Here is a 25,525-nt window from a genome sequence, read left to right on the forward strand (position 1 = left end):
ACCAGAGACCGGCCCGCTTCGCCAAGGTCGTTCGCTCCGCGAACTCGCGCCGGCCCACCGATTCCTTTTCACGGCACCCGAGGTCTACATGGTCGGCGGCGCCGAACCGGTGGGCCGCGACGAGCCGAGAAAGAGAGTTGAGTGCCGTGAGCGTTCCCGCGACCATGCGAGCCCTGCACCAGACGTCCCTGCGGGGCCCGCAGGACACGTGCCTGATCACCGACGCGCCGGTGCCGCACCCGGGCCGCGGCGAGATCCTGATCCGGGTGACCGCGGCCGGGGTCAACTTCGCCGACATCTCGAAAAGCCGGGGGACGTTCCTCGGCGGCCCGCAGCCGCCGTACCCGGCCGGTTTCGAAGCCGCCGGCGAGGTGGTGGCAACGGGCGAGGGCGTGACCGAACCGCGGCCGGGAGCACGCGTGGCCGGCGTGGGGGAAGGCGCGTTCGCCGAATACCTGGTCCTCCCGGCCGCGGCGGCCGTGCCGGTGCCGGAGGGCTGGACCGCCGAACAAGCCCTGGGCCTGACCGTCAACCTCCCTACCGCGCTCGCCGCGCTGAAACCACTGGGCCGCCTCGTGGCCGGTGAGACCGTGCTGATCCAGGCCTCGGCGGGCGCGACCGGACAGGCCGCGGTGACTCTCGCCAAACACTTCGGGGCGACGGTCATCGCCGCCGCGGCACCCGGCAAACACCACCTCGTGCGCGAGCTGGGCGCCGACCACGTTCTGGACTCGCGCGGCGAGAGGCTTGCCGCCGAGGTGCGGGAGCTGACCGGCGGCGCCGGCGCCGATCTCGTGCTCGAATCGACGGGCGGTGCGGGTTTCGCGGACACCCTGGCCGCGACCAAACGGGTCACCGGCCGGGTGGTCGTCTTCGGCGCGGCGGGTGGCGACGCCACGATCAGCAATCGGCAGCTGATCTACGAACACCAGATTCAGCTCATCGGCCTCAACATCGGCGTACTGATCCAGGCGGCACCCGAAATCTTCGGCGCGGTCATGGCGGAGTTGTTCGCCCTCGTCGCCGCCGACGTGGTCGAACCGGCCCGGCCCACGGTCTACGACTTGGCCGAGGGCCCGAAGGTGCTGGCCGAACTGGAGGCTCGCGCGACCGTCGGCAAACTGGCGCTGCGGCCGTGATCACGGCTCCTACACTCGGCGATATGACCGCGCATGCGCGCACGGCCGACCGGGACCGGTTCGCCGCCGACTCCGAGCGCTACCGCCGGGAGTTGCTGGCGCACTGCTATCGCATGGCCGGTTCGGCACAGGATGCCGAGGATCTGGTGCAGGAGACGTACCTTCGGGCCTGGCGTTCCTACGCCGGGTTCGAGGGCCGGGCGTCCGTGCGGTCGTGGCTGTACACGATCGCCACGAATGTCTGCCTCACCGCGAGGACTTCGCGTCACACGCGGGTACTGCCCTCGGGACTCGGCGGTCCGGACAACGAGTCGGGCAGCCCACCGAGATATGTTGCGGCAGGAGAGGTTTCATGGCTGGAACCGCTTCCGGACGGCTGGATCGCGACTGCCGGCGACCCGGAGGCTGTGGTAGTCGCGCGCGAATCGCTGCGGCTGGCGCTGGTCGCGAGTCTGCAGCACCTGCCCGCACGCCAGCGCGCCATCCTCCTGCTGCGCGAGGTGCTGGCCTTTTCCGCGGCCGAGACCGCAGAGATTCTCGGAACCACGACAGCGGCGGTGAAAAGCGGCCTGCAACGCGCCCGCGCCCGCCTCGACGAACTCGACCCGGCACCCGAGAAACTACTGGAACCCACCGACCGGCGCGCGCGGGCGCTGCTCGACGGCTACATCGCGGCCTTCGAGCGGTCCGACGCCGCGCTGCTGGAACAGGTGTTGCGCACCGATGCCACACTGGAGGCGACCCCGTTCCGCGACTGGCAGGCCGGTCGGGCGCACTGCCTCCGCATGCTCGACACCTACGTGCTGGGTGTGCCCGGCCAGTGGCGGATGGTCGCCACCACCGCCAACGGACAGCCCGCCGCCGTCGTCTATCACCGGGCCGCGGACGGCCTGCTGCGCGCGGACGGGATCGTGGTGCTGGCGGCGACCGCCACCGGAGTATCGCGGGTGGTGAAGTTCCACGATCCGGCGCTGGTCGCACTGTTCGGGCATCCGAACGTGCTCGCGGGCTGAACGGGGGTTCAGCGTCGCACGGGCAGGACCAGCTGGGCGCCGGTGACGGGGTGGTCGATGACCTCGACGGGGTGACGGTAGACGCGGGTCAGCAGGTCGGTGGTGAGGATCTCGCGGGGGTGGCCGACAGCGGCGAGGCGGCCCGCGTCGAGCACGGCCACGCGGTCGGCGTAGGCGGCGGCCAGGCCCAGATCGTGCAGCACGACCACGACCGCCGCGCCCTCGGCGGCGCGTGCCGCGGCCAGACGCAGCACCTGTTCCTGATGGCCGAGATCCAATGCGGCGGTGGGCTCGTCGAGCAGCAACGTCTCGGTGTCCTGAGCCAGCACCCGCGCCAGTGCCGCGCGGGCACGCTCACCACCGGAGAGCGCCGGGAACGGCCGTGCGGCGAGATGTTCCATATCGGTGGCGGCCAGCGCGGCGGCGATCACCCGGTCGTCGAATTCCTGGCGCGGTGTTCGCGCCCAGGGAGAGCGGCCCATGGCGACGACCTCGCGCACCGTGAACGGGAATCCGACGGTGTGGTTCTGCGGCAGCACCGCGCGGCGGCGCGCCATATCGGTGGGAGTCCAATCCGTGACCGGCCGGCCGTCGAGTTCGACTGTGCCGCTTGCCGGTTCGAGTTCGCCGGACAGCGCGGCCAGCAGCGTCGATTTGCCCGCCCCGTTGGGACCCACCAGTGCCAGGATCTGCCCGGCGACGACGTCGATGTCGACCGATTCGAGCACCGGCCGCCCGCCGCGCGCGATATCGATGCCGCGCGCTCGCAGGGTCACCGCACCGCGCGGTGTCGGTTGCGGAAGACCGTGGGCAGGGCGAAGTGTGCGGATCAGTGCGCGCACGCGTGCCGTTCCGGCGCCGCTCATGCCCAGCCTCCCGATCGGGCGCGAGTGCGCCGCAGCAGCCAGAAGAAGAACGGCCCGCCGACCAGCGAGGTCAGCATGCCCAGGGGGAGATCGGCGTTGTGGACCAGGGTCCGGGCCCCGATGTCGGCGGCCAGCAGCACCACCGCGCCGAGGATCGCCGACAGCGGGATCAGCACCCGGTGCGCGGGACCGACGAGCATGCGCACCACGTGCGGGACGATCAATCCGACGAACAGGATGATGCCGGTGAAGGCCACCCCGGCGGTGGCGAGGATCGCGACGACGACGATCACGTTGCGCCGCAAGCGTTCCACGTCGACGCCGAGGTGCCGCGCCGCCGATTCGCCGAGGGCGAGCAGATCCAGGCGCGGCGCCATCGCGACCGCCGCCGCCACGCCCAGCGCGGCCAGCGGCGCCACCACGGCCACCGCCTGCCAGGTGGCGCCGTTCAGGCTGCCCATCTGCCAGAACACGATCTGATCGCGCGCCGCGGGGGAGGCGGTGAACAGCAGAAACGACATCAGACCGCCGGCGAAGGCGTTGACCGCGACACCGGTCAGCACCAGCGTGACGGTTTCGGTGCGCCCGCCCGAACGCGACAGCAGATACACCGCGAGTGTGGTTCCGAGTCCGGCGACGAACGCGCCTCCAGCGACCGACCAGGCCGCCACGAACGCGCCACCGACCACGATCACCACACCCGCCCCGACGGCCGCGCCCGCGGACACACCGATCACGCCGGGTTCGGCCAGAGGATTGGCGAACACACCCTGCAGCAGCGCACCGGCGGTCGCCAGCGCCGCCCCGACCAGCATCGCCAGCACCACCCGCGGGAACCGGACCTCCCACAGCGTGACCTCACCGGCGGGGTGGTGTGGCATCGGCCCCCAGTCGAGCCCGATCCGGTGCAGCACACTGCCGGCCACCTCGAGCGGGGTCGTGGGGACCTGCCCGACAGCGGCCGAGATCAGCGCCAGGATCACCAGCAGTGCGATCGACACCGCAAAGACGACGGTGATGCGGGACCAGCGGCGCGGTGTGCGCGGACCGACGACGGCGTCGCCCGGACCGGAAGGGTCCGAGTTCGACCTCGGATGCGGTTCTGCCCGCTGCGTGCCGGAAGCCGCACCGCCGCCGGTCCCGGCCGAAGGTGCGACCGTCGACCGTTCGGCACTCCGGCCGCTGAGCGCATCGGGCCCGGAAGTGCCTGCGCCCGCACCGTTCTCCGGTTCGGATGCGCCGTTCGCGCTCGACTCGGCACCTGACTGGCCCGAGATATGTTGCGCCGCAACGGATCCCGCAGAAGGTGCCACATTCGGTCCGGACGGTCGCAGACCGGGATCGGCGGCCGAGTCCTCACCGGGCGAATCGCCGGGGCTCATGCGGGCTGGGTGCCGTAGACGGCCTTCGACAGCGCTTCGAGCACATGCCCGGTCTCGGGTCCGAAGCTGAGCAGCACCGCATCGGACATGTCGACGACGCGGTGATCGCGCCCGGCCGGCGTCTGGGCGACCCCGGGCACCTTCTCCAGGCCGTCGACGCCGCCGACCGATTTCAGCCCGTCCGACATCACCAGCAGCACATCCGGTGCGGCGCTGATCATCGCCTCGCTGGTGATGGTGGTGAACGGTTCGGTCAGTCCCGCCGCGGTTCCGGCGTCGACGCCGCCCAGTGCGGTCACCAGCGAATCGGCGCCCGAGCCGGGCCCGGCGAGCATGGTGATCGCGGTGCTGCGCAGGTAGACGAATCCGATCTTCAACGGCGGCTGGCGTTTCGGCATCGCGGCGGTGGCCGCGGCGATCTCGGCGTGCGTGCGGTCGGCCAGCTTCACCCCTTGGTCGTGGACGCCCAGGGCGTCGGCGACCGACCGGATCTGCGGGCCGACACCGTCGATGGTGCGCTGCGGGTCGAAGTACACGACCGTGATACCGAGCGCGCGCAGCTGATCACGCATGGTGGGGGTGGCGCTGGTGGTGTCGGTGAGGAATACCGTGGGCCGTTGCGCGGCAACGGCTTCGATGTTGATGCTGCCGTTGCCGCCCGCCACGTTGGGCACGTCGCGCACCGCGGGGAAGGCCGCCGAGGTCGAGCGGCCCACCAGTTTGGAACCCAGGCCCAGCGCCCATACGGTCTGGGCCAGGGTGCCGTAGCGGTCCACGGCCACGATCCGGTCCGCGGAGGTGACGGTGACCTCGGCGCCGTCGAACGAGTGCACGGTGACCGGTAGCGCGGGTACCGGCTCGGGGCCGATCGGCGTCGGATCCGGATTCGCCAGCGTCGCGGTGGTCGCGCCCTGTTGCTCGCCCGAGGCGCCGCTGCCCCCGCACGCGGTGGTGACTCCGGCGAGCAGCACGACCCCGAGCACCGCGAGCAGCCACCGGGTGCCGCCCCGGGCCGCCCGCTGCCGCCCACCCGGCTCGGTCGATGCCGAACGGTTTCGTGCGGTCGTCGCGAACCTGAGCGCCGACGTTGCCGCAGCGCCCGGCTCGGTGGGCGCCGCCGGTGCGGCGGAGGCGATGCGGGCCGATCGGACGTCGAGACACCTCATGTAGGCAAGCCTAAGTGGTCGCGCGGACCGGTTGTCACCGCCCTGTGCGCGCACGTCCCGCCGGCCCGGCCGCTCAGATACCGCTGACGTCGTCGAGAGCGGCCGCGATCGCCCGCGGAAGTTCCAGCGTTTCCGCGGCGAGGACGCCGGTGAGCTGACCGATATCGCGGGCGCCGACGATCATCGACGCGACGCCCGGCCGGTCGCGCAGCCAGGCCGCCGCCACCGCCAGGGGCGAGGTGCCCAGCCCGTCGGCCGCGGTGACCACCGCGTCCACCACCCGGGTGGCGTGTTCGTCGAGACGTTCGCGGATTTCGGCGGCGGTCGCCTCGTCGGCGCCACGGGAGTCGGCGGGCACGCCGTCGCGATATTTGCCGGTGAGGATGCCACCGGCCAGCGGTGAGGCCGCGATCAACCCGACCCCGTGGTGCCCGGCCGCCGGTAGCAGTTCGGTTTCGGCACCGCGTGCCAGCAGCGAATAGGGCGACTGCGCGGCCACGATCGGGGCCGCCGAGGCCAGGGTGGCCAGCTGCCAGGCGTTCAGGCCGCGCGCCCCCGCGTAGCGCACCTTGCCCGAGCGCACGGCGTGGTCGAGGGTGGCCGCGATCTCGTCGAGCGGGGTGTGCCGGTCCCAGGCGGCCACACTCCAGATGTCGAGATAGTCGGTGCCCAGTTCGGCGAGGGTGCGGTCGAGTTGACGCATCAGGGTGCGCCGCGACGCGTCCACACTCCAGTGGATGCCGGCCGTGGGTCCGCCGTCGGGATCGGTGACCCCGGGCACCGGCACCAGGCCCGCACACCCGCTGATCACCAGATCGTCGCGCGGCACCAGCTCACCCACGAGCTCGCCGAGCATGCGTTGCGCGGCGCCGCCCTGATACACCGGCGAGGTGTCGACCAGCGTTCCGCCGGCCTCCACGAAGGCGACCAGCTGCGCCGCCGCGTCCTCGGCATCGGTTTCCCGGCCCCAGGTGTGGGTGGCCAGCCCCATCCGCGATACCCGCAGGCCACTGCGGCCCACCGCCCGCTGTTCCATCACCACACCGCCCCAGCTCTCGTCACAGTGTCCGAGCCTAGGGCCACAACCGGTCCCGGAAACGGATACCACTCGCGAACCGCCGGAAGATGCGAGGAGCACCACAGCGCCCGCCGGTGCGGGGAGGCCGGGTCACCGGCCCGGTCGCCGATTCCTCCGACAGCGAAACAGGTTGCATACCAACGGGTTCCGCATCGCCGGGGCGTGCGGCCGAGGTCGCGGGCCGGTGACGGCGCGAGCCCGGCGGTGGTGATCGCCTAGTCTGGTCCCATGACGGTGATCCTGCTGCGGCACGGGGTGTCGACCTCCAACACCGCGCGCACGCTGGCCGGCCGCAGTCCCGGGGTCGAGCTCACCGAGCGCGGCACCGAGCAGGCGCTGGCGGTGGCAGAACGCCTGGCACCGTTACCGATCGAGCACATCGCGCATTCCCCGCTGCTGCGCTGCACGCGCACGGTATCGCCACTGGCCGACAAACTCGGCCTCGAACCCGAACCCGACGAGCGCCTGCTCGAGGTGGATTACGGCGAATGGACCGGCCGGCTGCTCTCGGAGCTGGTCAAGGAACCGCTGTGGAAGGTCGTGCAGCAGCACGCCTCGGGTGCGGTGTTTCCCGGTGGTGAGGGCCTGGCCCAGGTGCAGTACCGGGCGGTGGCCGCGGTGCGCGCGATCGACACCGAACTCGCCGAACGCCACGGCCGCGATGTGCTGTGGGTGGCCTGCACACACGGTGACGTGATCAAGTCGCTGCTGGCCGACGCGTTCGGCATCCATCTCGACGGGTTCCAGCGCATCGTGGTGGAACCGGCCTCCATCAGCGTCGTCCGCTACACCCCGGCCGCCCCCTACGTGTGGCGGGTCAACGACACCGGCTCCGACCTGTCGGCGCTGGCCGCGGTCGCACAACCGTCCGAGCAGCGGGCCGGGCCCGTCCCCGGCGGTGAGGTGGGCGCCGCGCCGCGGGCGGATAATGGGAATATTGCGGATCCCCCCGATCCGGGGAACGAGCGTAATCAGTGATGCAGTCGGTTTCAGGAGGTGCAGATGGCCCGAGCAATCCATGTGTTTCGCACCCCCGACCGTTTCGTCGCCGGAACCGTCGGTGAGCCAGGGGATCGCTCCTTCTATCTACAGGCCGTGCAGGAACCCCGCGTGGTGAGCGTGCTGCTGGAGAAGCAGCAGGTGAAGGTGCTCGCCGACCGGATGGGTCTGCTGCTGGACGAGGTGGCGCGGCGGTTCGGCGCCACGGTGCCGCCGCAGGCCGAGGACGTCTCCGACACGGCTCCGCTCCAGATGCCGATCGACACCGAATTCCGGGTCGGGACAATGGGTTTGGGCTGGGACGCCGATGCCGGCGCGGTGGTGGTGGAACTGCTGGCCATCACCGAGACCGAGGTCGACGAATCGGTGGTCCTCGACGACACCGAGGAGGGCCCCGACGCGGTGCGGGTGTTCTTGACCCCGGAGCAGGCCCGCGAATTCGCGTTGCGGTCGGCGAAGGTGATCGCGGCCGGGCGGCCGCCGTGCCCGCTGTGCGGGGAACCGCTCTCGCCCAAGGGGCACATGTGTGTGCGCACCAATGGTTACAAGCGCGGCGACATCTTCGGCGCGACCGATCTGGAGGACTGAGGACCGGTGACCACGCGCGCGGCGACCGCAGACGAGGGCGCGGCCCGCGACGGCCTTTACAGCGGTGAGTTGTCGATCATCGGGCGGGTGACCACCGCCAGCAACCTCACCCTGGTCTGTGAGATCGGCCCGCCGGTCGGCGGGGGCGCGCAGGCGCTGCGGGTGGTGTACAAGCCGGTGCGCGGGGAGCGCCCGCTGTGGGATTTCCCCGACGGCACGCTGGCCGGGCGCGAGGTGGCCTCGTATCTGGTGTCGGCGGCGCTGGGGTGGTCGGTGATTCCGGAGACGATTCTGCGGGAGGGTCCGCTGGGCCCTGGCATGGTGCAGCGCTGGATCGAGACCGTCGACCCGGGTGAGGCGGCGCCGGAGCGCCTGGATCTGGTGGATCTGGTGCCCGCCGGTGCGGTGCCCGCCGGGTTCCGGGAGGTACTGCGGGCGGTGGACGGCACGGGTGCGCGCGTGTCACTGGTCCATGCCGACGATCCGCGACTGCGCCGGATGGCGGTGCTGGACGTATTGCTCAACAACGCCGACCGCAAGGGCGGGCACGCCCTCGAAGGCGTCGACGGCGGTGTCTATGGGGTCGACCACGGGATCTGCCTGCACAGCGAACGGAAATTGCGCACGGTGCTGTGGGGCTGGGCGGGTGAGCCGGTGGGGGAGGAACTGCTCGGTGACATCGCCGCGTTCGCCGACCGGATTTCGGGTCCGATCGGTTCGGCGCTGGCCGAGCACATCACCGACGACGAGATCGAGGCCCTGGAGGCGCGGGCCCGCGAGCTGCTGAACGATCCGGTGCTGCCGCAACCGATCAGCTCTCGCCCTATTCCCTGGCCCGCGTTCTGAGCCGGCGCGAATCCGGGCGCGCCGATCCGCCGACGTGCGCGCCGCATTCGGTGCGCGCGGCGTACAACGGTTGACTTCGCCACACCGCTGACCCCGGCCGAGGTCGGATGTGGTGGCGAACACCCCGCGACGGGCCCGGTAGCCGGGGGCGGCGGGCGAGGTGCCCGCCCGGACCCTTACCCTCGAATCATGCAGTCCTGGTCCGAAATCTCCGTTCCCGCCGTCCCCGGATCCGGACCGCCGTTGCGGTTGTTCGATACCGCCGACCGGCAGGTGCGCCCGGTGTCGCCCGGCGCGACCGCCACCATGTACGTCTGCGGCATCACACCCTACGACGCCACGCATCTGGGGCACGCGGCGACCTATCTGGCCTTCGATCTGGTCAATCGGATCCTGCGCGACGGCGGCCACGAGGTGCACTACGTGCAGAACATCACCGACGTCGACGATCCGCTGTTCGAGCGGGCCGAACGCGACGGGGTGGACTGGCGCGAACTCGGCACCGGCGAGATCGAGTTGTTCCGCGAGGATATGGCGCAGCTGCGGGTGCTGCCGCCGCGCGACTACATCGGTGCGATCGAATCGGTCGGCGAGGTCGTCGAACTGGTGGACAAACTGCTGGCCGCCGGGGCGGCGTATGTCGTCGACGACGCCGAATACCGCGACATCTACTTCCGCCACGACGCCACCGAGCAGTTCGGCTACGAATCCGGCTACGACCGGGCCACGATGGATCGGCTGTTCGCCGAACGTGGTGGCGATCCGGAGCGCCCGGGTAAGCGCGACCCGATCGACGCGCTGCTGTGGCGGGCGGCGCGGCCGGGTGAGCCGTCGTGGCCGGCGCCGTTCGGCGAGGGCCGCCCGGGCTGGCATATCGAGTGTGCGGCGATCGCGTTGAACCGGCTCGGCCCCGAATTCGACATTCAGGGTGGCGGCAGCGATCTGATCTATCCGCATCACGAGTATTCGGCCGCGCACGCCGAGGCGCTGGTGTCGCATCGGCGCTTCGCCCGGCACTACGTGCATGCCGGGTTGATCGGCTTGGACGGCGAGAAGATGTCCAAGTCGCGGGGCAATCTGGTGTTCGTGTCGAAGTTGCGGGGCGCGGGCGTGGATCCGTCGGCGATCCGGCTGGGCCTGTTCGCCGACCACTACCGCACCGATCGGCAGTGGTCGGATGCGGTGCTCGAGCAGGCGCAGCAGCGGCTCGCGCGCTGGCGGCAGGCGGCGGCGCTGGAGTCGGGTCCGGGGGCCGAGGAGACGGTCGCGCGGTTGCGTCAGCATCTGGCCGATGATCTGGACACCCCGAAAGCCCTTGCCGCCGTGGACAGCTGGGTGCAGCAGGCCCTGACTTACGGCGGGCCGGACACCGCGGCGCCGGGCCTGGTTCGCACGGCCGTCGATGCCCTGCTGGGCGTTACTCTCTGAACACAGTGTGCGCGGTGCACTGGCTGCACATGCGCAACGACTGCACGCGGTAGGCCGCCGCGGGTGGAGGCCGGACAGCTGATCCGCGGGTGTCGCACCCGCAGATCAGCTGTGATCGTTCAGGCGCGGCGGTCGGCGAGCGCCCACGAGGTGAGCGCCACCGCGCCGGAGACCACCGCCACCGACGGCCACGCGCCGATCTTCTTGGCCAGCGGATGCGAGGCGCCCATCGCGCCCACCGAGAGCCCGGTCAGCGCGGCCGCCCCGGGAATGCCCAGGGCCGCACGCCAGCGCGGGACCGCGGCCGCGGTAGCCGCGGCGAAGACCACACCACCGAGCTGCCGCTGCTTGGTCGCCTGCGCGAGCGCGAACCCGCCGAGCAACCCACCGGCGGCGAGCGCCGACGTCGGCACCGAAGAAATTCCGGCCATACTCACAAACCTCCACCACACATCAACCGAATCGGGACAGCGACCGGACGAATGCACCACAGGGCGCGAATCCGGCCACGCCCCATTGTTCACCGCGCCCCAGACCGGCCGGAGGCAGCCGATGCGCGCCGGCACGGACTGCACCGAAGCCATGCCTCCGCACGGTGTTTCCGCGCCGCGCCCGCTTGTGCCTCACGGCCGGGTCTCCGTCTACCTCAGCGCTGAACCGATTCACCACTGCCGTCGCCTCGCGATGGGGGCGCGGAAGTGCGCGCAGCAGCTCAGGCAGCGGCCGCGGCGGCGCGTGCGTAGGTGTCCGCCAGGCCGGGCCAGCCGCCCGGCGAGCCGACCGCGTCGCGCATGGATTCCCACCCCTCGCCGTGGTTGGCGAAGTCGCCGTGCACGAGAGTGACGGCGGTGTGGGTGGAATCGACAGGGGTGAAGGTGACATCGACGCGGCTGGTCAGGGCCGGGTCGGGCTGGTATTTCCAGTCCAGGGAGATGTCCCAGGAGAACGCGAAGTGGCCGGGACGGTCCCATACGAGGACGCGACCCCACGGGCATTCGGTGCCGTCGGCCTCGCGGCCGAACAACCGTCCGCCGACGCGGGGTTCGACCACCACTTCGGCCAGCGGTCCCGCGCCGATGTGGTGTTCGCGGGGCCACCAGCTGTCGATGCCGGTGGTGAAGACGTCGAAGGCGGTGTCGATGGGCGCCTCGACGGTGAGTTCGACGCGGACCTGGGTCTCGCTGGTTTGCTGTGTCATGACTGCTCCTCGAATATGGTTGTCCCGCTGCTTGTTTCGATCGATTGAGCGCGTGCGGCGGCCTCGGCCCGGTCGCGAAACGACGACATCGCCGTCGTCCAGAACCGGGTGAAGTAGCCGCGCAGGGCGTCGATGCCGTTCGGATCGAGCCGGTAGATCCGGCGGGTGCCGATCGCCTCGTCGACCACCAGCCCCGCTTGTTTGAGCACTTTCAGGTGCTGAGAGACCGCTGGACGGCTGACCGGGAGTTCGGCGGCCAGCTCACCGACGGCGCAGGGTCCGCGCCCGAGTCGTTCGAAGATCGCTCGCCGGGTCGGATCCCCGAGAGCGTCGAGCGCACCATCTTGGTAAGTCCCCACGAACCGTAAGTCTAGACTTACGTAACGCAGGTCACAAGTCTTTGACGCCCCGAAAGAGCGGGTGATTAATTGTCTCGGGACGCAACAAGGAGGTTGTCGGTGTCGCCATTGTCGGGATCGGATCGAATCCGCGCCGCACGCACCAAGCTCGAGGCGGGTAATGCCCTGTTCGCGGCGGTGCGCAAGGATCCGCGCATCGCGCGTGACCTGATCACCGGCCTGATCGGCGCCGCTCGATCGCACTCCGCCCCGGCGGCCACACCGGCCGAAGAGGCAGACGGTTATCTCACGCCCGCCGGTGTGAGCGACTACGCCCGGTCCGCACATGCCCGCCGCGGCATTCGGGTGGCACCCGATGCCGTGGCGGCCTATCTCTCGGATCTGAACCGGCTGGCCGACTGGTTCACCCTGCACGCCGGCTGGCGGGGTGAGGCACCGGGCGCGGTGCGCGAGGGCCTGACGTTCACGCAGCAGGCGCTGGTGATGGGCATCCCCGCCGAGTTGCGCTGGACGGTCGTCGAGGCCGGCGAGCGCGGTTTCGCGCTGCGCGGCGAGGGTCCGCAGGGAGTGCGGCTGGGGTACTGGCTGACCGTCGCCGGTTCCGGCGACGAGGCGACGGTGTATTTCGATGCCGGGCTGGGCGGCCCGCCCGTCGAGGGCCCGCTGGGCGCGTCGGTGGCCCGCAGCCTCGGTGAGGCGATGGAGCAGTCCCTGGCCCGGCTACCCGACGCGATCGCCGCGGCCGGACCGGTGAAAAAGCGTGCGGCACAGCCCATTCGGCATCGCGCCTCGGGCACCGAGATCGATCCCCGGACCCCCGTTCTGGTGGGCGTCGGGCAGATCACCCAGCGCACACCGGATTCCGGTTACGGCGATCCGGCCGCGCTCGCGGTGACCGCGTTGCGGCGCGCCGCGGCCGATACCGGCGCCGGAGAGGAGCTGTTGCGCCGCGCGGACGCGGTGTTCGCGGTGGCGTGCACGTCGTGGCAGTACCGGGATATGGGGGCGGTGATCGCGCAGCGCCTGGGCGTGGGCGGTGTCGACACCGCGCAGTCGAGTCCCTTCGGCGGCGACGGCGGTCAGCTGATGATCAACGAGGCCGCGGCGGCGATCGCGGCCGGTGAGTACGACATGGTGCTGGTCACCGGCGCGGAGGCCGGAGCCACGCAGGCCGCCGCGCAGCGCGCCGGTGTGGAGCTGTCGTGGCCGCAGCAGGGTTCCGAGGTCGCGCCGACCCGCTCGATCGGCATCGACAAACCGGCCAACAATCCGGCCGAGACCGCGGCGGGCCTGATCGCGCCGATCAACATGTACGCCCTGCTGGAGTCGGCGAACCGGCATCGGCTGGGCCGCAGCCCCGGCGATCACGCCGAGGCCGTGGCCGAACTCTGGTCGCGGCTTTCGGCGGTGGCGGCGCGCAACGAATACGCCTGGCAGCCCGAGGAATTCGACGCCGACCGGATCGCCACCCCCGGTCCGGACAATCGCATGGTGTCCACGCCCTACACCAAACTGGAATGCGCGAATCTGACCGTCGATATGGCCAGCGGCATCGTGGTGTGCAGTGCCGCGGCCGCGCAGGAGGCCGGGATCGCGCAGGACAAGTGGGTTTTCATCCACGCCGGCGCGTCCGGGCACGACGAGTGGTTCACCAGTGAACGCGCCGAACTGGCGGCCTCACCGGCGATCGCGACGCTGGGCCGGGCGGTGCTCGAGCACAGCGGCATCGGCGTCGAGGCGCTGACCCACGTGGACCTCTACGCCTGCTTCCCGGTGGCGGTGCAGATCGCCGCGCGCGAATTGGGGCTGGCGATCGACGATCCGGCCCGTCCGCTGTCGGTGACCGGCGGACTGACCTTCGGCGGCGGTCCGGGTAACAACTACGGCGGCCACGCGGTGGCGACGATGGTGGCGCGGTTGCGCGCGGAACCGGGCACCTTCGGCCTGGCGAGTTCGCTGGGCTGGTACGTAACCAAACACGCTCTGGGCGTGTACTCGTCGCTGCCGCCCGCCCAGCTGTACCGGCATCTGCGACCGATCATCGAGAATCCGCCGGCGCGCCCGGCCCGCAGCACCCACGACGGGCCCGCGGTGGTGGAGGCCTACACCGTCGCCTACGCGCGCGACGGGCAGCCGGAAGCGGCGATTCTGAGCTTGATCGAACCCGCGGGCGGCCGGATTCTGCTGCGCAACACCGATTCCGAGCTGATCGCGCAATTGGTCGACGGCGATCTGCTCGGCCTGCCGGTGACGGTGTCCGGGCACGACATCAGCGTCGAGGGTCGCGAGCGGGTGGAGTTGCCGGCCCCGCCCGCCCCGCCGGTGCTGGTGGAGCGCCGCGGCCCGGTCACGATCATCACCTTGAACCGCCCGCAGGTGCGCAATGCCGTCAATCTGGCCACCGCCCTCGGGCTGGAACGGGCCCTGGACGCCTACGAGGCCGATCCGTCGGCGCAGGTCGCGATCATCACCGGCGCGGGTGGATACTTCTGCGCCGGAATGGATCTCAAGGCCGCCTCGCGCGGCGAGACGCCGATGACCGAGAAGCGCGGCCCGCTCGGTATCACCGCGAAACCACCGGTGAAGCCGTTGATCGCGGCGGTCGAGGGACCGGCCCTGGCCGGTGGCTGCGAACTGGCGCTGGCCGCCGATCTCGTAGTGGCAGCACAGGATTCGACGTTCGGGATCCCCGAGGTCAAACGCGGACTGGTGGCCGTCGGCGGTGGCGTCTTGCGGCTGGCGCAGCGGTTACCGCGGGCGGTGGCGATGGAGCTGGCGCTGACCGGTGATCCCATCTCCGCCGAACGCGCGGCGGCACTGGGACTGGTCAATCAGGTGACCGAATCGGGGAAGGCCCTCGACGCCGCACTGGAGCTGGCGCAGCGGATCGCGGTGAACGCGCCGCTGAGTCTGGCGGCGAGTAAACGCATCATCGACGAATCACCGGACTGGTCTACCGATATCGCGTTCACGCGCCAGCTCGAGGTGTCGGGCAGTGCGCTGTCGTCGGAGGATGCGGCCGAGGGTGTGCTGGCGTTCGCGCAGAAGCGCACGCCCGAGTGGAAGGGCCGCTGAGCAGCGCGATCAGGCGGTCAACGCGGTGTAGGCGCCGGCGTAGAACACCGATTTGATCGATCCCAACGTGCCTTGGTCCTTGGCGCCGAGCGGGGCCAGCAGCGCGGTGGCGGTCTCGACCTCCGTGCCCGCGGCGGCGGTGGCGTCGACCAGGCCGTATTCGTGGGCTTCGGCCCCGCCGAATCGTCGTCCGGTGAGCACCGCGGCGGTGACGGCTTCGGCCGACAGCTTGGCCTGCACGAGCGCGGCCAGCGCCGGGGTGAACGGCACGCGGATGTCGACCTCGGGGAAGCAGAAGTAGCCACGATCGGCGCGCATGACCCGCTGGTCGTGCGCGAGGGCGAGCATCGCGCCGGCGCCGAAGGCATGACCGGGCAGGGCCGCCACACTCGGCACCGGCAGCGTGAGCACCTGCGCCAGCAGCCCCTGCACCTGTTCGACGTACCACGGGGCGCGCTCGCCGTGGGCGCCCAGCCACTCCAGGTCGAGTCCGTTCGAGTAGAACTTGCCGCTCGCGGTGGTGATCAATCCGGTGGCGCCATCGGCGAGCACGGTGTCGAGGTGAGCGTTCACGGCGGCGAGGAACTCGGGTGAGAAGCGGTTCTCGCCGGCGCCGAGGTCGAGGACGGCGACGGTGTCACGGTAGGTGAGAGCGGGGAACATCGGATCTCCTTCGGTGTTTCGGTGTAGCCGGAGTTGTGGCGTGGTCAGTGTTTCGGTGGTGGTCCGGCGCTGACGGCGGCACGGACGGCGGCCCGCAACCGCATGCGAGTGTCGGGGTCGGCGAGGCGGTCGCGCGACAGCAGCAGCGCGGTGGGCAGATCGACGATGCAGGCGGTGATCACCTCGACCGCGCGCCGGTCCTCCCGCTGCCACAGGTGCGCCGACAACCGCCGCATCACCGCGACGAGCCCGCGGTGCTGCGCGCGCACCTCGGCGGCCACACTCTCGGGCAGCTCCGCGGCGAGGACCTCGTCGTGCCGCAGCATCGTGACCAAGCGGGACGAGGCCGGATACCGTGCGGCGAACTCCGCGGGCGCCTCGGCCGCGCGCACCACCGCCTGCACGGCGGCCTCGCTGCCGGACCCGTCCGCCAGCGCCTCGCCGACGAGTTCGTTCTGCACGTCCAGAAACCGGCGCGCGGCGCGAATCCACATGCGCGCCACCAGTTCCGCGCGCGAGCCGAAACTGTGGTAGATCGCCCCGTTCGACATGCCGCTGGCAGCCGCGACCGCGCGAATCGTCACGGCAGGCACACCCGCGGCCACGGCGAGCGCTTCGGCATGGTCGAGAACGACATCGAGGTCGTGGATGCGGGGGCGGGGCACGACCTCACCATAACAGAGCAGTTGCTCTATTACTCGATGGTGTGCGCCACATGCGCGGCGGAGAGCGCGCCGGTAGTGTCGCGCTCATGTGTGCCGCACTCTCGCCCGACCGATTCCGCACCGCGTTGGTACTGGGCGGTGGCGGTCCCCTCGGGATCGCGTGGATGGCGGGGGTGATGGTCGGATTGCGTGCCGCCGGGATCGATCCCGCGCGCGCGGACCGGATCGTGGGCACGTCGGCGGGGTCGGTGGTCGGCGCGGTGCTCGCGGCGGGCGGGGATCTGGAACACCTGGGGGCCACCCGGTCGTCGGGCGGCGAATCGTTCGCACCGGATCCGCGCCGACTCGCCGAGATCTTCTCATTGCGAACCACACCCGGCGACGCGCGCGAAATCCGCCGCCGCATGGGCGAATTGGCGCTGGCCGCCGAGGCCGGAGATCCCGACGCCCACGTCGAACGCATCGCCCGGCTGGCCGGTGTCACCGAATGGCCGGCGGCCGACCTGCGCGTCACCACGGTCGATATCGGCACCGGCGAACTGCAGGTGTGGACTCGCGACACCGCGGCGACGTTGCCGCAGGCATTGGCCGCGAGCACCTCGGTCCCGGGCGTCTTCCCGCCGATCCCGATCGGTGAATCCCGCTATTTCGACGGCGGTGTGCGCTCGGCCCTCAATGCCGACCTGGCCGCCGGCGCGCAGATCGTGGTGATCATGGAACCGCTGGCGCACATGTTCCCCCGCACCCGCACCGATCGCGCGCACGGCGCGGAGACCGAGATCTCCGTCACCCCTGATGCCGAGGCGGTGGCCGTATTCGGCATCGACGTGTTCAACCCGGCCGCGCTGACCCCCGCCTACGAAGCGGGATTGCGCCAATCCGCCGACGCGGCACGGCAATTGGCCGACGTCGGATTCGACGCCTGAGTCAGCTGCCGACCGCGCCCAGCCCGTGCTGCGGTAGCTCGGGCAACGCCGCGCGGTAGAGCCAGCTGTCCCACAACTCGCGCAGCGGGGCGGGGCTGTAGTGGCCGGCGAGGTCGGTGAAGTCCTCGGCGGCGACCGTGCCGTAGCGGTGCCGGGCGGTCCAGTCGCGCAGCAGGGAGAAGAAGGCGTCGTCGCCGAGGCGCAGGCGCAGCGCGTGCAGGGTGAGGGCGCCGCGTTTGTACACCCGGTCGTCGAACATCGATGCCGGCCCGGGATCGCCGATCACGAGATCCTGCGCGGACCGGGCGAGGTTCTGGCGGGCGGCGCGGGCCAGCTGGTCGGCGCTGGGTCCGCCGCCGGCCTGGGACCAGATCCATTCGGCGTAGCAGGCGAAGCCCTCGTGCAGCCAGATGTCGCGCCACTGCCGCACGGTGAGGCTGTTGCCGAACCACTGGTGGGCCAGTTCGTGCGCGATGAGCCGTTCCGCGCCGCGCTGCCCGTCGCAGTGGTTTGCGCCGAAGATCGACAATCCCTGTGCCTCGATGGGGATTTCGAGCTCGTCGTCGGTGACGACGACGGTGTAGCCGGGAAACGGATAGGGCCCGAACCGGCGCTCGAATTCGGCCATCATCTGTGGTTGCCGGGCGAAGTCGTGGTCGAAGGCGGTGCGCAGCCGCGGCGGTAGCACCGCGGTCATCGGCACCTTCGTGAGGCGTCCGGCGTCGATGCGGTGGGCGCGATAGGGTCCGATCTGGATGGTGGCCAGATAGGAGGCCATCGGCTCGGACTGCTCGTACACCCAGGTGGTCTGGCTGGATTTGGTGGTGCGAGCGGTCAGCACGCCGTTGGCGAGCGCGTGATACGGGGAGTCGGTGGTGATCGATATCCGGTAGCTCGCCTTGGAGCTGGGATGATCGTCGCACGGGAACCAGGACGCCGCGCCGTTGGGCTGGCTCGCCACGAGCACACCGTCGGTGAGTTCCTCCCAGCCGACCTCACCCCACGGCCCGCGCACGGGTTTCGGGGTGCCGCCGTAGTGCACCACGATCGACAAGGCCGCGCCGGGCGGGACCTGGCGCGCGGGTGTGATCGTCAGCTTCCCGCGGGTGTGCGTGTATTTGACGGGTTTGGCGCCGTTGACGAAAACCTTTGCCACACTCAGTGTTTGCGACAGATCCAGCGCGAACCGCGGCTGCACCGCGGTGGTCACCGCCGTGATGGTGGCCCGCCCGGTCAGCCGGTTGGCGGCGACCTTGTACACCAGGTCCAGTTCGTAGCGCGAGACCCGATAGCCGTGGTTGCCGTTCTGCGGCAGATAGTCGTCGATCGGCGCCTCGGCGCCACCTTTGCCCAGCTTCACCGACGACCTGCCTTCACTTGCCGCGCCGGGTATCCGGCCACGGCGCAATCGGATTGCCCTGCCACCGGGTCGACGCCGGGACGGTGTCCCCGCGCATCACCAGCGACGCCGGGCCCACGGTCGCACCGGCGCCGATGCGGGCCGCGGGCAGTGCCACGCAGTGCGGGCCGAGGGTGGCTCCGGCCTCGAGGGTCACGCTGTCCATGGACATGATCCGATCATGGAACAGATGTGTTTGCACGACACAGCCGCGTTCCACCGTCGCTCCGTCGCCGAGGCTCACCAGATCGGCCTCGGGCAGCCAGTACGATTCGCACCACACTCCGCGCCCGATGCGCGCGCCGAGCCCGCGCAGCCAGATGTTCATCACCGCGGTGCCGGTAGCCGCGCGCGCGAACCACGGCGCGGCAACGGTTTCCACGAACGCGTCGCACACCTCGTTGCGCCACACGAACGAACTCCAGAGCGGATGTTCCACCTTCCGGATACGTCCGACGATCAACCATTTCGCCGCCACCGCGCACGCGCCGGCCACGGCGCCGGCGATCAGCAGCACCACACCGGAACAGAGTGCGGCCAGCCAGTATCCGGGCCCCGAGGCCAGCCAGGCCAAGGCGAACAACACACCGAGCCCGATGCCGAAGCTGAGGATCACCGGAATCAGCCGGCAGGTCTCCACCAGCGCGCGCGCCAGTTTCAACCGCAGCGGCGGATCGAAGGTGCGCGCGGCGTCGGAATCACCGGCGGTGCGGCGCAACCGCACCGGCGGGCTGCCCAGCCACGACGAACCCGCCTTCGCCTTCTCCGGAGCCGCCGACAACACCGCCACCAAACCGTTCTTGGGCACCCGCCGTCCGGGCGCGGTCATACCGGAGTTACCCAGAAAGGCCCGCTTTCCCACCTTCGCGCCGCCGATGTGCATCCAGCCGCCGCCGAGTTCGTAGCCGGCGATCATGGTGTCGTCGGCGAGGAAAGCCCCGTCGGCGACCTTGGTGAATTTCGGCAGCAGCAGCACGGTCGACGCCTCGACGCCCTTGCCGACGTCGGCGCCGAGCAGCCGCAGCCACAGCGGGGTGAGCAGACTGGCATACAGCGGGAACAGGAAGGTCCGCGCGGAGTCGGTGAGCCGTTCGGTGGCCCAGGCCTGCCAGCCGACGCGACTGCGCACCGGGTGGTAGCCCTCGGTCAATCCGATCGCGAGCACGCGGACCGCGACGACGGTCACCGCGGCGAAGACCGCGAGCACCATCAACGCGGCCACCGGCAGCATCAGCATCGCGTGTGCCAGCGCCCCCGTCAGCGTTGTTTCATCGCGGATCCACCAGGCCAGCAGCAGTCCGCCCGCGGCCAGGGCGATCACCGGCAGCGCCGACAGCAGCATCGAGGTGACGCCGAAGACGAGCACCCAGTGCAGTGCGCGCGGCGGTGTGCCGGCGGGCCAGCGATGTTCGGCGGGACCGACTTTCACCGCGGGCGATCCGGCCCAACTCTGGCCCGCTTTCACCTTCCCCAATACCGCCGAGCCCGGTTCCACGACGGCGTTCTTGCCGATCACCGCGCCGGGCATCACCGTGGAGCGGGAACCGACCACCGCGCCGGGCCCGATGCGGATTTCCCCGATGTGCACGAGGTCGCCGTCGATCCAGTATCCGGCCAGGTCCACTTCCGGTTCGACGCTGCAGCCGTCGCCGAGTTCGAACATCCCGGTGACCGGCGGCAGCGTGTGCAGGTCGACGCCGCGCCCGATGCGTGCCCCGAGTGCGCGGGCGAACGGCACCATCCACGGTGCGCCGGAGAGGTTTTCCGCGCCCGCGGCCTCAGCCATCCGCACCGCCGTCCACAGGCGCAGATGGACCGAGCCGCCGCGCGGGTAGCTGCCGGCGCGCACGCCGCGCAGCAGGATGCGGGCGCCGGCCACGCAGATCGCCATCCGGCCGGGCGGTGAGATGAACAACACGAATCCGGCCAGCGCCCACCACCACGACAGTCCCGGCATCCACGGCAGCGCACCGAAACGGGAGGCGATATTGGTGACCACGCCGAGCCAGGTGAGCCATTGCAGGCCGGTGAGGGTGGTCAACGGCACCGAGGCCAGCACCTGGAACCATTGCGCGCGCCACGGTGTCGGGGTGACGTGGCGGGTGGGCGCCTGTTCGGTGGGGGCAGCGGCGTCGATGAATTCGGCCAGCGCGCCCAGGCGCGGATGATCGTAGAGATCGGCAACGGTGATCTGCGGCAGCCGTTCGCGCAGCGCGGTGACCAGTTGCGCCGCCGACAGCGAACCGCCGCCGAGGTCGAAGAAGTCCGAGTCCAAGTCGTCGACATCGGCGCCGAGCACCGAATGCCACAGTCCCGCAAGCCAATACGCGGTGCCGTCCAAACCCGCGCCGGGTTCGCCGTCGGCGCCGGGCAGCGGCCACGGCAGCGCGTCACGGTCGACCTTTCCCGATGTGCGCGTGCGCAATTCGTCCAGCACGGCCAGCCGCGGCACGAGGGCCGCGGGCAGTCGTTCGGCGAGCAGTTCCCGCGCGTGCGACAGGTCGATGCCGTCGTCGCCGGTGGACAGGTAGCCGACGAGGATCGGGGTGCCGGTGGCAGTGGTACGCACAGCGGCCGCGGCGGCGGTGACGCCGGGCAGATGTTGCAGCGCGGCGTCGAGTTCGCCGAGTTCGATCCGCCGTCCCCCGACTTTGACCTGGTCGTCGGCGCGGCCGAGGAAGATCAGCCCGGCGGGGTCGTTGCGCACCATATCGCCGGAGCGGTAGGCGCGCTGCCATCCGAGGGTCGGCATCGGCGCGTACTTCTCGGCGTCCTTGGCCGGGTCGAGGTAGCGGGCCAGCCCGACGCCGCCGATCACCAGTTCACCGGCTTCCCCTTCGGCGACCGGTGTGCCGTCGGCGTCGACGACGGCCAGATCCCAGCCGTCCAGCGGTAATCCGATGCGCACCGGCGGGGTGCCGGTGAGCTGTGCCGCGCACGCCACCACGGTGGCCTCGGTGGGGCCGTAGGTGTTCCACACCTCGCGGTCGTCGCTGCCGGCGAGCCGCTCGGCCAGTTCCGGGGGCACCGCTTCGCCGCCGAAGATCAGCAGCCGCACCGCGTCGAGCGCTTCCGGCGGCCACATGGCGGCCAGGGTGGGCACCGTGGACACGATGCTGATCTCGCGGCGCACCAGCCACGGCCCCAGATCCATCCCGCTGCGTACCAGCGCACGCGGCGCCGGCACCAGGCACGCGCCGTGCCGCCACGCCAGCCACATCTCCTCGCAGGACGCGTCGAAGGCCACCGACAGTCCGGCCAGCACGCGGTCGCCGGGCCCGATCGGCTCCTGCCGCAAAAACATTCGCGCTTCGGCGTCGACGAAGGCGGCGGCGTTGCGGTGGGTGACCGCGACACCCTTGGGGGTTCCGGTGGAGCCGGAGGTGAAGATGATCCACGCGTCGTCGTCGATCGTGGGGCCGGGCGCGTCGGGATCGGCCGGCGCGCAGTTGCCGTCTCCGCGCGGGGCGGTGCCGTCTGGGCCGACGGCGGTGTCGTCCGCGCGCATGGCGGTGTCGTCTCGGCGCACGGCGGTGATGCCGTCGGCGGTGACGACGGCGGCGACCGCGGCCTCGCCGAAGACCAGTTCGGCGCGTTCCTCCGGGTCGTCGGCGTCGACGGGGACGTAGGCGGCCCCGGCGCGCAGGACGGCGAGGATGGTCACGTACAGCCGCGCGGTTCCCGAGGGGATCCGCACTCCGACCCGGTCGCCGCGCCGGATTCCCGCCGCCCGCAACTCGGTTACCGACGCGTCGATCGCCGCCAGTAACTCCCGATAGGTCAGTACCTCGGTGCCGTCGTCGACGGCATCGGCGTCGGGGTGCGCGTGAGCTGTTTCGGCGAGGATGTCGACCAGTGTGCGAGGCTGCGCCGCGGCGGCCCCGCGCAGCAGCGGCGAGGAGGGAGCCTGCGCCGTGCGCCGGCCGGAGTCCGGGTCGGCGACCTCCGGTGCCGATCTCCCGTCGGCGCCGGTCACCGCCGAGGCGGAGGGGCCGGCATCTGCGCGGGTTCGGGAGTCCGTCGCGGTCTCGGAGCTCATCGGAGCGTCGGGGTCCGTCGCGGTCTCGGAGTCCGTCGAGACTGGGGAGTCCGCGGAGGCTGCGGGTTCAGGGGGCTCACCATTCGTGTCGCTGCCCGAGGGCGCGGTGAGTGGCGCGTCGGTAGCGCCCGCGCCCGACTGCGAACCGACGATCACGTTGCTGCCTGCCTCTCCCGTTCCGGCTATCGGACGTCCGGTTCTCTCACATTGGGGTTACCGTTGCGCAAACACCAGCTGTCCGGTTCACGCGCGTCCGGGCCGCCACAGCCCCCGGCGATCGCACCGTCGGCCCGCCCTATTGTCCCAACACAACCGCACGTGGGCTCTCGCGGGGGCGACGGGCGTGTTCGCCCGCGATATGCCGGGCTCTCGCCGACCACGCACTGCCCGCTGCGAGCGCCCGGTCAGCTGTCGACGTGCACGTGCGGGCGCTGATTCGGATCCGCGACGGCGCGCCGCAGGATCTCCCGGGTCACCGGCGCCACCTCGCCCTCACCGACGAACAGGAATTTCAGCAGGTTGAGCAGCGGATTGCCCTCGGTCCACTCGAAATACACGTGCGGATTCATGCCGGTGCGATCGCGTATCGCGAGCAGGATCGCGGCGATCGAGTTGGGCACCGCGGCCGCTTCGACGGAGAGGATTTTGTAGCAGTCGATCTCGACCGCGCCGACGTTGAGGTCGGTGGAGAATTCCGAGGCGTCCTTGACGATCACCTCGAGGAACAGGATCGGCTCCTTGGCGGGGATGTGGCTTTCGATCCGCTGTTCGGCTTCCTTCTGCCGGTAGTCGTCGGGCCGGCGGGCGTCGGCGTCGTCGAGGTCGTGGGTGACGATGCGGATGGTGCCCGAGGCGGCGATCTTGTCGATGAGCCAGGCCGCCTTGTCGTCGAAGTCGACCTCGATGGCCCGCAGTTCGAACGCGCGCCGCGCCCGCGAGACGAACGACACCACGATGATGGCGATGATGAACAGCGAGGCCAGTTGCACGCCCTCGGGGCGTTCCACGATATTGGCGATGGTGGTGTAGACGAATACGGCCGCCACGGCGCCGAATCCGAAAACCTTGCCGCGCTGGCGTTTTCGTGCCGCGGACAGGGTGACGGCGACGGCGGCGGAGGTGATCAGCACGAGCACACCGGTGGCGTAGGCGCCGCCCTGGGCGTCGACGTCGGCGTCGAAGTACCAGGTGATGCCGAAAGCGATCACCGCGAACACCAGCACCAGCGGACGGGTGGCGCGTGCCCATTCCGGCGCCATGCCGTAGCGGGGCAGATACCGCGGCACCAGGTTGAGCAGTCCGGCCATGGCCGAGGCGCCGGCGAACCACAGGATGGCGATGGTGGAGATGTCGTAGACGGTGCCGAATCCGTTGCCCAGATACTCGTGGGCCAGATAGGCCAGCGCGCGGCCGTTGGCGGATCCGCCGGATTCGAATTCGCGTTCCGGGATCAGCACCACGGTGATGAAGCTGGTGACGATGAGGAATGCGCTCATGATCAGCGCGGCCGTGGTCAGCAGTTTGCGCGCGCCGACGATCCGCCGTTCCGGGTGCTCCTCGGTGTCGCCGGGGCCGCCCTTGATCTGCGGCATCACCGCCACACCCGTTTCGAAACCCGAGAGTCCGAGCGCGAGTTTGGGGAAGACGAGCAGCGAGATGCCCACCATCGCGAAGACGCTGCCGTGCTGGGCGGTCATGGCGTGGCCCCAGTCGACGACCAGGTGCGAGGCGGTGGCGACCTTCCACACCCCGACGACCGCGACCACCAGGTTCAGCGCCAGATAGACGCCGACCAGCCCGATCGCGATCCGGATCGCTTCGGCGAATCCTTTGAGAAAGATCGCGGCCAGCAGTGCCAGCAGGGTGAGGGTGATCGCGAGCCCGTGCCCGTGCAGTGCCTGCGGCACGAACGGATTCTCGACGATGTGGGCGGCGCCGTCGGCCGCCGACAGCGTCATGGTGATCACGAAGTCGGTGGCGGCGAATCCGAGCAGGACGAGGATGAACAGTTTGCCGGTCCAGCGGGGCAGGATATCGGCGAACATGGCCAGCGATCCGCCGCCGTGCGGGGATTCGCGGGCCACTCGCCGATACACCGGCAGCGCGCCCAGCAACGTCAGCGCGACCAGCACCAGCGTCGCCAGCGGGGACAGCACGCCGGCTGCCAGGGCGGCGATGCCGGGCTGATAGCCGAGGGTGGAGAAGTAGTCGACACCGGTCAGGCACATCACCTGCCACCACGACCGTTGATGCTGCTCTTCGGCCTGCTTCACCATCGGGCCGGGATGGCGGGAGTAGCGGTCCTCGTCGGCGCCCTGCAGCAACAGTCCGTCAAAGCCGAACGCGGTCGTCCGGTGGCGGTGGCGGTCACGTGATCCCCCTCGGGAGCATCTGTCCGGGCATCCCGGAGTCCAGCGATATCCGCGTCAATGTACGTGGGCCGCCACCGGAGCAACGCATACCGGATGTCGTGCGCGGCAGCACAAAACGGCAAACCAGACACACAATCCGGCAAATCCGGCGCAGGACCGGCCGATGACTCCCGTTCACCGGCCGCGTCGCGCTGTGAGCGGAGTCACCCACCCCGATATCATCGCAGGTGGATCCCACCCACCGAGCCGGCCGCGCTACCGGCGTCCGGTTTGCCGGACCACCCACCGGGTACCCGAGTGTTTCGTGTCCCACGTCGCGGCATC

Annotated in this window: 20 protein-coding genes; 8 read left to right on the forward strand and 12 right to left on the reverse strand. The window is 70.7% G+C overall.

Translation table 11 applies throughout. The features are described 5' to 3' along the window. Window positions 1-146 precede the first annotated feature (146 nt). Together IG65_RS0122425 and IG65_RS0122430 are read left to right on the forward strand one after the other, a co-directional pair. Window positions 147-1,139 (forward strand): NADPH:quinone oxidoreductase family protein, encoded by a 993-nt coding sequence (locus IG65_RS0122425; protein WP_030516912.1) that lies wholly within the window; start codon window positions 147-149, stop codon window positions 1,137-1,139. A 23-nt stretch (window positions 1,140-1,162) separates the two neighbouring features. After that, window positions 1,163-2,152 (forward strand): RNA polymerase subunit sigma-70, encoded by a 990-nt coding sequence (locus IG65_RS0122430; protein WP_030516913.1) that lies wholly within the window; start codon window positions 1,163-1,165, stop codon window positions 2,150-2,152. Between the two features lie 8 nt (window positions 2,153-2,160). Here the strand turns inward: IG65_RS0122430 and IG65_RS0122435 are convergent, their stop codons facing one another. From IG65_RS0122435 to IG65_RS0122450, 4 genes are all read right to left on the reverse strand, one after another. Then, window positions 2,161-3,018 carry a heme ABC transporter ATP-binding protein gene (locus IG65_RS0122435; protein ID WP_030516914.1) on the reverse strand — a complete coding sequence of 286 codons (858 nt, stop codon included), beginning with the start codon at window positions 3,016-3,018 and terminating at the stop codon, window positions 2,161-2,163. After that, window positions 3,015-4,019, reverse strand: a complete 1,005-nt coding sequence (locus tag IG65_RS0122440) for an iron ABC transporter permease (protein WP_104365421.1) — start codon at window positions 4,017-4,019, stop codon at window positions 3,015-3,017. The genes IG65_RS0122435 and IG65_RS0122440 overlap by 4 nt, the downstream gene beginning before the upstream one ends. A gap of 377 nt (window positions 4,020-4,396) precedes the next feature. Continuing rightward, window positions 4,397-5,566, reverse strand: a complete 1,170-nt coding sequence (locus tag IG65_RS0122445) for a hemin ABC transporter substrate-binding protein (RefSeq protein ID WP_081879674.1) — start codon at window positions 5,564-5,566, stop codon at window positions 4,397-4,399. Between the two features lie 73 nt (window positions 5,567-5,639). Next, window positions 5,640-6,602 carry an aldo/keto reductase gene (locus tag IG65_RS0122450; RefSeq protein ID WP_030516917.1) on the reverse strand — a complete coding sequence of 321 codons (963 nt, stop codon included), beginning with the start codon at window positions 6,600-6,602 and terminating at the stop codon, window positions 5,640-5,642. A gap of 270 nt (window positions 6,603-6,872) precedes the next feature. On the opposite strand from IG65_RS0122450, the gene IG65_RS0122455 reads away from it, so the two are divergent. The 4 genes from IG65_RS0122455 (at window position 6,873) to mshC (ending at window position 10,505) form a co-directional block, all read left to right on the forward strand. Beyond that, complete coding sequence (locus IG65_RS0122455) at window positions 6,873-7,622, forward strand: histidine phosphatase family protein (protein WP_030516918.1); 750 nt, start codon at window positions 6,873-6,875, stop codon at window positions 7,620-7,622. Between the two features lie 24 nt (window positions 7,623-7,646). Continuing rightward, complete coding sequence (locus tag IG65_RS0122460) at window positions 7,647-8,231, forward strand: DUF3090 domain-containing protein (RefSeq protein ID WP_030516919.1); 585 nt, start codon at window positions 7,647-7,649, stop codon at window positions 8,229-8,231. Window positions 8,232-8,237: 6 nt separating this feature from the next. After that, window positions 8,238-9,077, forward strand: a complete 840-nt coding sequence (locus IG65_RS0122465) for an SCO1664 family protein (RefSeq protein ID WP_030516920.1) — start codon at window positions 8,238-8,240, stop codon at window positions 9,075-9,077. A gap of 189 nt (window positions 9,078-9,266) precedes the next feature. Next, the gene (mshC, locus tag IG65_RS0122470) at window positions 9,267-10,505 is read left to right on the forward strand and encodes a cysteine--1-D-myo-inosityl 2-amino-2-deoxy-alpha-D-glucopyranoside ligase (RefSeq protein ID WP_030516921.1); all 1,239 of its coding nucleotides are present in this window, start codon (window positions 9,267-9,269) and stop codon (window positions 10,503-10,505) included. A gap of 119 nt (window positions 10,506-10,624) precedes the next feature. Here mshC and IG65_RS0122475 read toward each other — a convergent pair whose 3' ends face one another. From IG65_RS0122475 to IG65_RS0122485, 3 genes are all read right to left on the reverse strand, one after another. Continuing rightward, window positions 10,625-10,936 carry a hypothetical protein gene (locus tag IG65_RS0122475; RefSeq protein ID WP_197039887.1) on the reverse strand — a complete coding sequence of 104 codons (312 nt, stop codon included), beginning with the start codon at window positions 10,934-10,936 and terminating at the stop codon, window positions 10,625-10,627. Between the two features lie 281 nt (window positions 10,937-11,217). Beyond that, window positions 11,218-11,703: an SRPBCC family protein gene (locus tag IG65_RS0122480; RefSeq protein ID WP_030516923.1), complete on the reverse strand. Its 486-nt coding sequence runs from the start codon at window positions 11,701-11,703 to the stop codon at window positions 11,218-11,220. Further along, window positions 11,700-12,062, reverse strand: a complete 363-nt coding sequence (locus tag IG65_RS0122485) for a helix-turn-helix transcriptional regulator (RefSeq protein ID WP_051756663.1) — start codon at window positions 12,060-12,062, stop codon at window positions 11,700-11,702. The genes IG65_RS0122480 and IG65_RS0122485 overlap by 4 nt, the downstream gene beginning before the upstream one ends. A 99-nt stretch (window positions 12,063-12,161) precedes the next feature. On the opposite strand from IG65_RS0122485, the gene IG65_RS0122490 reads away from it, so the two are divergent. Beyond that, window positions 12,162-15,137: a crotonase/enoyl-CoA hydratase family protein gene (locus tag IG65_RS0122490; protein ID WP_231509353.1), complete on the forward strand. Its 2,976-nt coding sequence runs from the start codon at window positions 12,162-12,164 to the stop codon at window positions 15,135-15,137. A gap of 9 nt (window positions 15,138-15,146) precedes the next feature. Here the strand turns inward: IG65_RS0122490 and IG65_RS0122495 are convergent, their stop codons facing one another. Both IG65_RS0122495 and IG65_RS0122500 read right to left on the reverse strand, forming a co-directional pair. Then, window positions 15,147-15,800, reverse strand: coding sequence for an enoyl-CoA hydratase-related protein (locus tag IG65_RS0122495; protein ID WP_030516926.1), 654 nt, complete (start codon window positions 15,798-15,800; stop codon window positions 15,147-15,149). A 44-nt stretch (window positions 15,801-15,844) separates the two neighbouring features. Further along, window positions 15,845-16,465, reverse strand: coding sequence for a helix-turn-helix domain-containing protein (locus tag IG65_RS0122500; protein WP_030516927.1), 621 nt, complete (start codon window positions 16,463-16,465; stop codon window positions 15,845-15,847). Window positions 16,466-16,551: 86 nt separating this feature from the next. Between IG65_RS0122500 and IG65_RS0122505 the strand changes: the two genes are divergently transcribed. After that, entirely contained in the window at window positions 16,552-17,391 is an 840-nt protein-coding gene (locus IG65_RS0122505) for a patatin-like phospholipase family protein (RefSeq protein ID WP_030516928.1), read from the forward strand. A gap of 1 nt (window position 17,392) precedes the next feature. On the opposite strand, the gene IG65_RS0122510 is transcribed toward IG65_RS0122505, so the two are convergent. The 3 genes from IG65_RS0122510 to IG65_RS0122520 all read right to left on the reverse strand — a co-directional run bounded on the left by IG65_RS0122510 (window position 17,393) and on the right by IG65_RS0122520 (window position 25,105). Continuing rightward, window positions 17,393-18,751 (reverse strand): M1 family metallopeptidase, encoded by a 1,359-nt coding sequence (locus tag IG65_RS0122510; RefSeq protein WP_030516929.1) that lies wholly within the window; start codon window positions 18,749-18,751, stop codon window positions 17,393-17,395. A 13-nt stretch (window positions 18,752-18,764) separates the two neighbouring features. Continuing rightward, complete coding sequence (locus tag IG65_RS0122515; RefSeq protein WP_081879675.1) at window positions 18,765-22,829, reverse strand: Pls/PosA family non-ribosomal peptide synthetase; 4,065 nt, start codon at window positions 22,827-22,829, stop codon at window positions 18,765-18,767. Between the two features lie 404 nt (window positions 22,830-23,233). Continuing rightward, window positions 23,234-25,105, reverse strand: coding sequence for an amino acid transporter (locus IG65_RS0122520; protein WP_231509372.1), 1,872 nt, complete (start codon window positions 25,103-25,105; stop codon window positions 23,234-23,236). Window positions 25,106-25,525: the final 420 nt, after the last annotated feature.

The organism is Nocardia sp. NRRL WC-3656, from assembly GCF_000720265.1.
GTDB lineage: Bacteria > Actinomycetota > Actinomycetes > Mycobacteriales > Mycobacteriaceae > Nocardia > Nocardia nova.

Excerpts from the sequence above, each read along its gene's own strand:
- IG65_RS0122435 (WP_030516914.1), bottom strand. The coding sequence starts at position 3,018 with ATGAGCGGCGCCGGAACGGCACGCGTGCGCGCACTGATCCGCACACTT.
- IG65_RS0122480 (WP_030516923.1), bottom strand. The coding sequence starts at position 11,703 with ATGACACAGCAAACCAGCGAGACCCAGGTCCGCGTCGAACTCACCGTC.
- IG65_RS0122505 (WP_030516928.1), top strand. The coding sequence starts at position 16,552 with ATGTGTGCCGCACTCTCGCCCGACCGATTCCGCACCGCGTTGGTACTG.
- IG65_RS0122520 (WP_231509372.1), bottom strand. The coding sequence starts at position 25,105 with ATGGTGAAGCAGGCCGAAGAGCAGCATCAACGGTCGTGGTGGCAGGTG.
- IG65_RS0122515 (WP_081879675.1), bottom strand. The coding sequence starts at position 22,829 with ATGAGCTCCGAGACCGCGACGGACTCCCGAACCCGCGCAGATGCCGGC.
- IG65_RS0122450 (WP_030516917.1), bottom strand. The coding sequence starts at position 6,602 with ATGGAACAGCGGGCGGTGGGCCGCAGTGGCCTGCGGGTATCGCGGATG.
- IG65_RS0122445 (WP_081879674.1), bottom strand. The coding sequence starts at position 5,566 with ATGAGGTGTCTCGACGTCCGATCGGCCCGCATCGCCTCCGCCGCACCG.
- IG65_RS0122495 (WP_030516926.1), bottom strand. The coding sequence starts at position 15,800 with ATGTTCCCCGCTCTCACCTACCGTGACACCGTCGCCGTCCTCGACCTC.
- IG65_RS0122455 (WP_030516918.1), top strand. The coding sequence starts at position 6,873 with ATGACGGTGATCCTGCTGCGGCACGGGGTGTCGACCTCCAACACCGCG.
- IG65_RS0122460 (WP_030516919.1), top strand. The coding sequence starts at position 7,647 with ATGGCCCGAGCAATCCATGTGTTTCGCACCCCCGACCGTTTCGTCGCC.
- IG65_RS0122430 (WP_030516913.1), top strand. The coding sequence starts at position 1,163 with ATGACCGCGCATGCGCGCACGGCCGACCGGGACCGGTTCGCCGCCGAC.
- IG65_RS0122475 (WP_197039887.1), bottom strand. The coding sequence starts at position 10,936 with ATGGCCGGAATTTCTTCGGTGCCGACGTCGGCGCTCGCCGCCGGTGGG.
- mshC (WP_030516921.1), top strand. The coding sequence starts at position 9,267 with ATGCAGTCCTGGTCCGAAATCTCCGTTCCCGCCGTCCCCGGATCCGGA.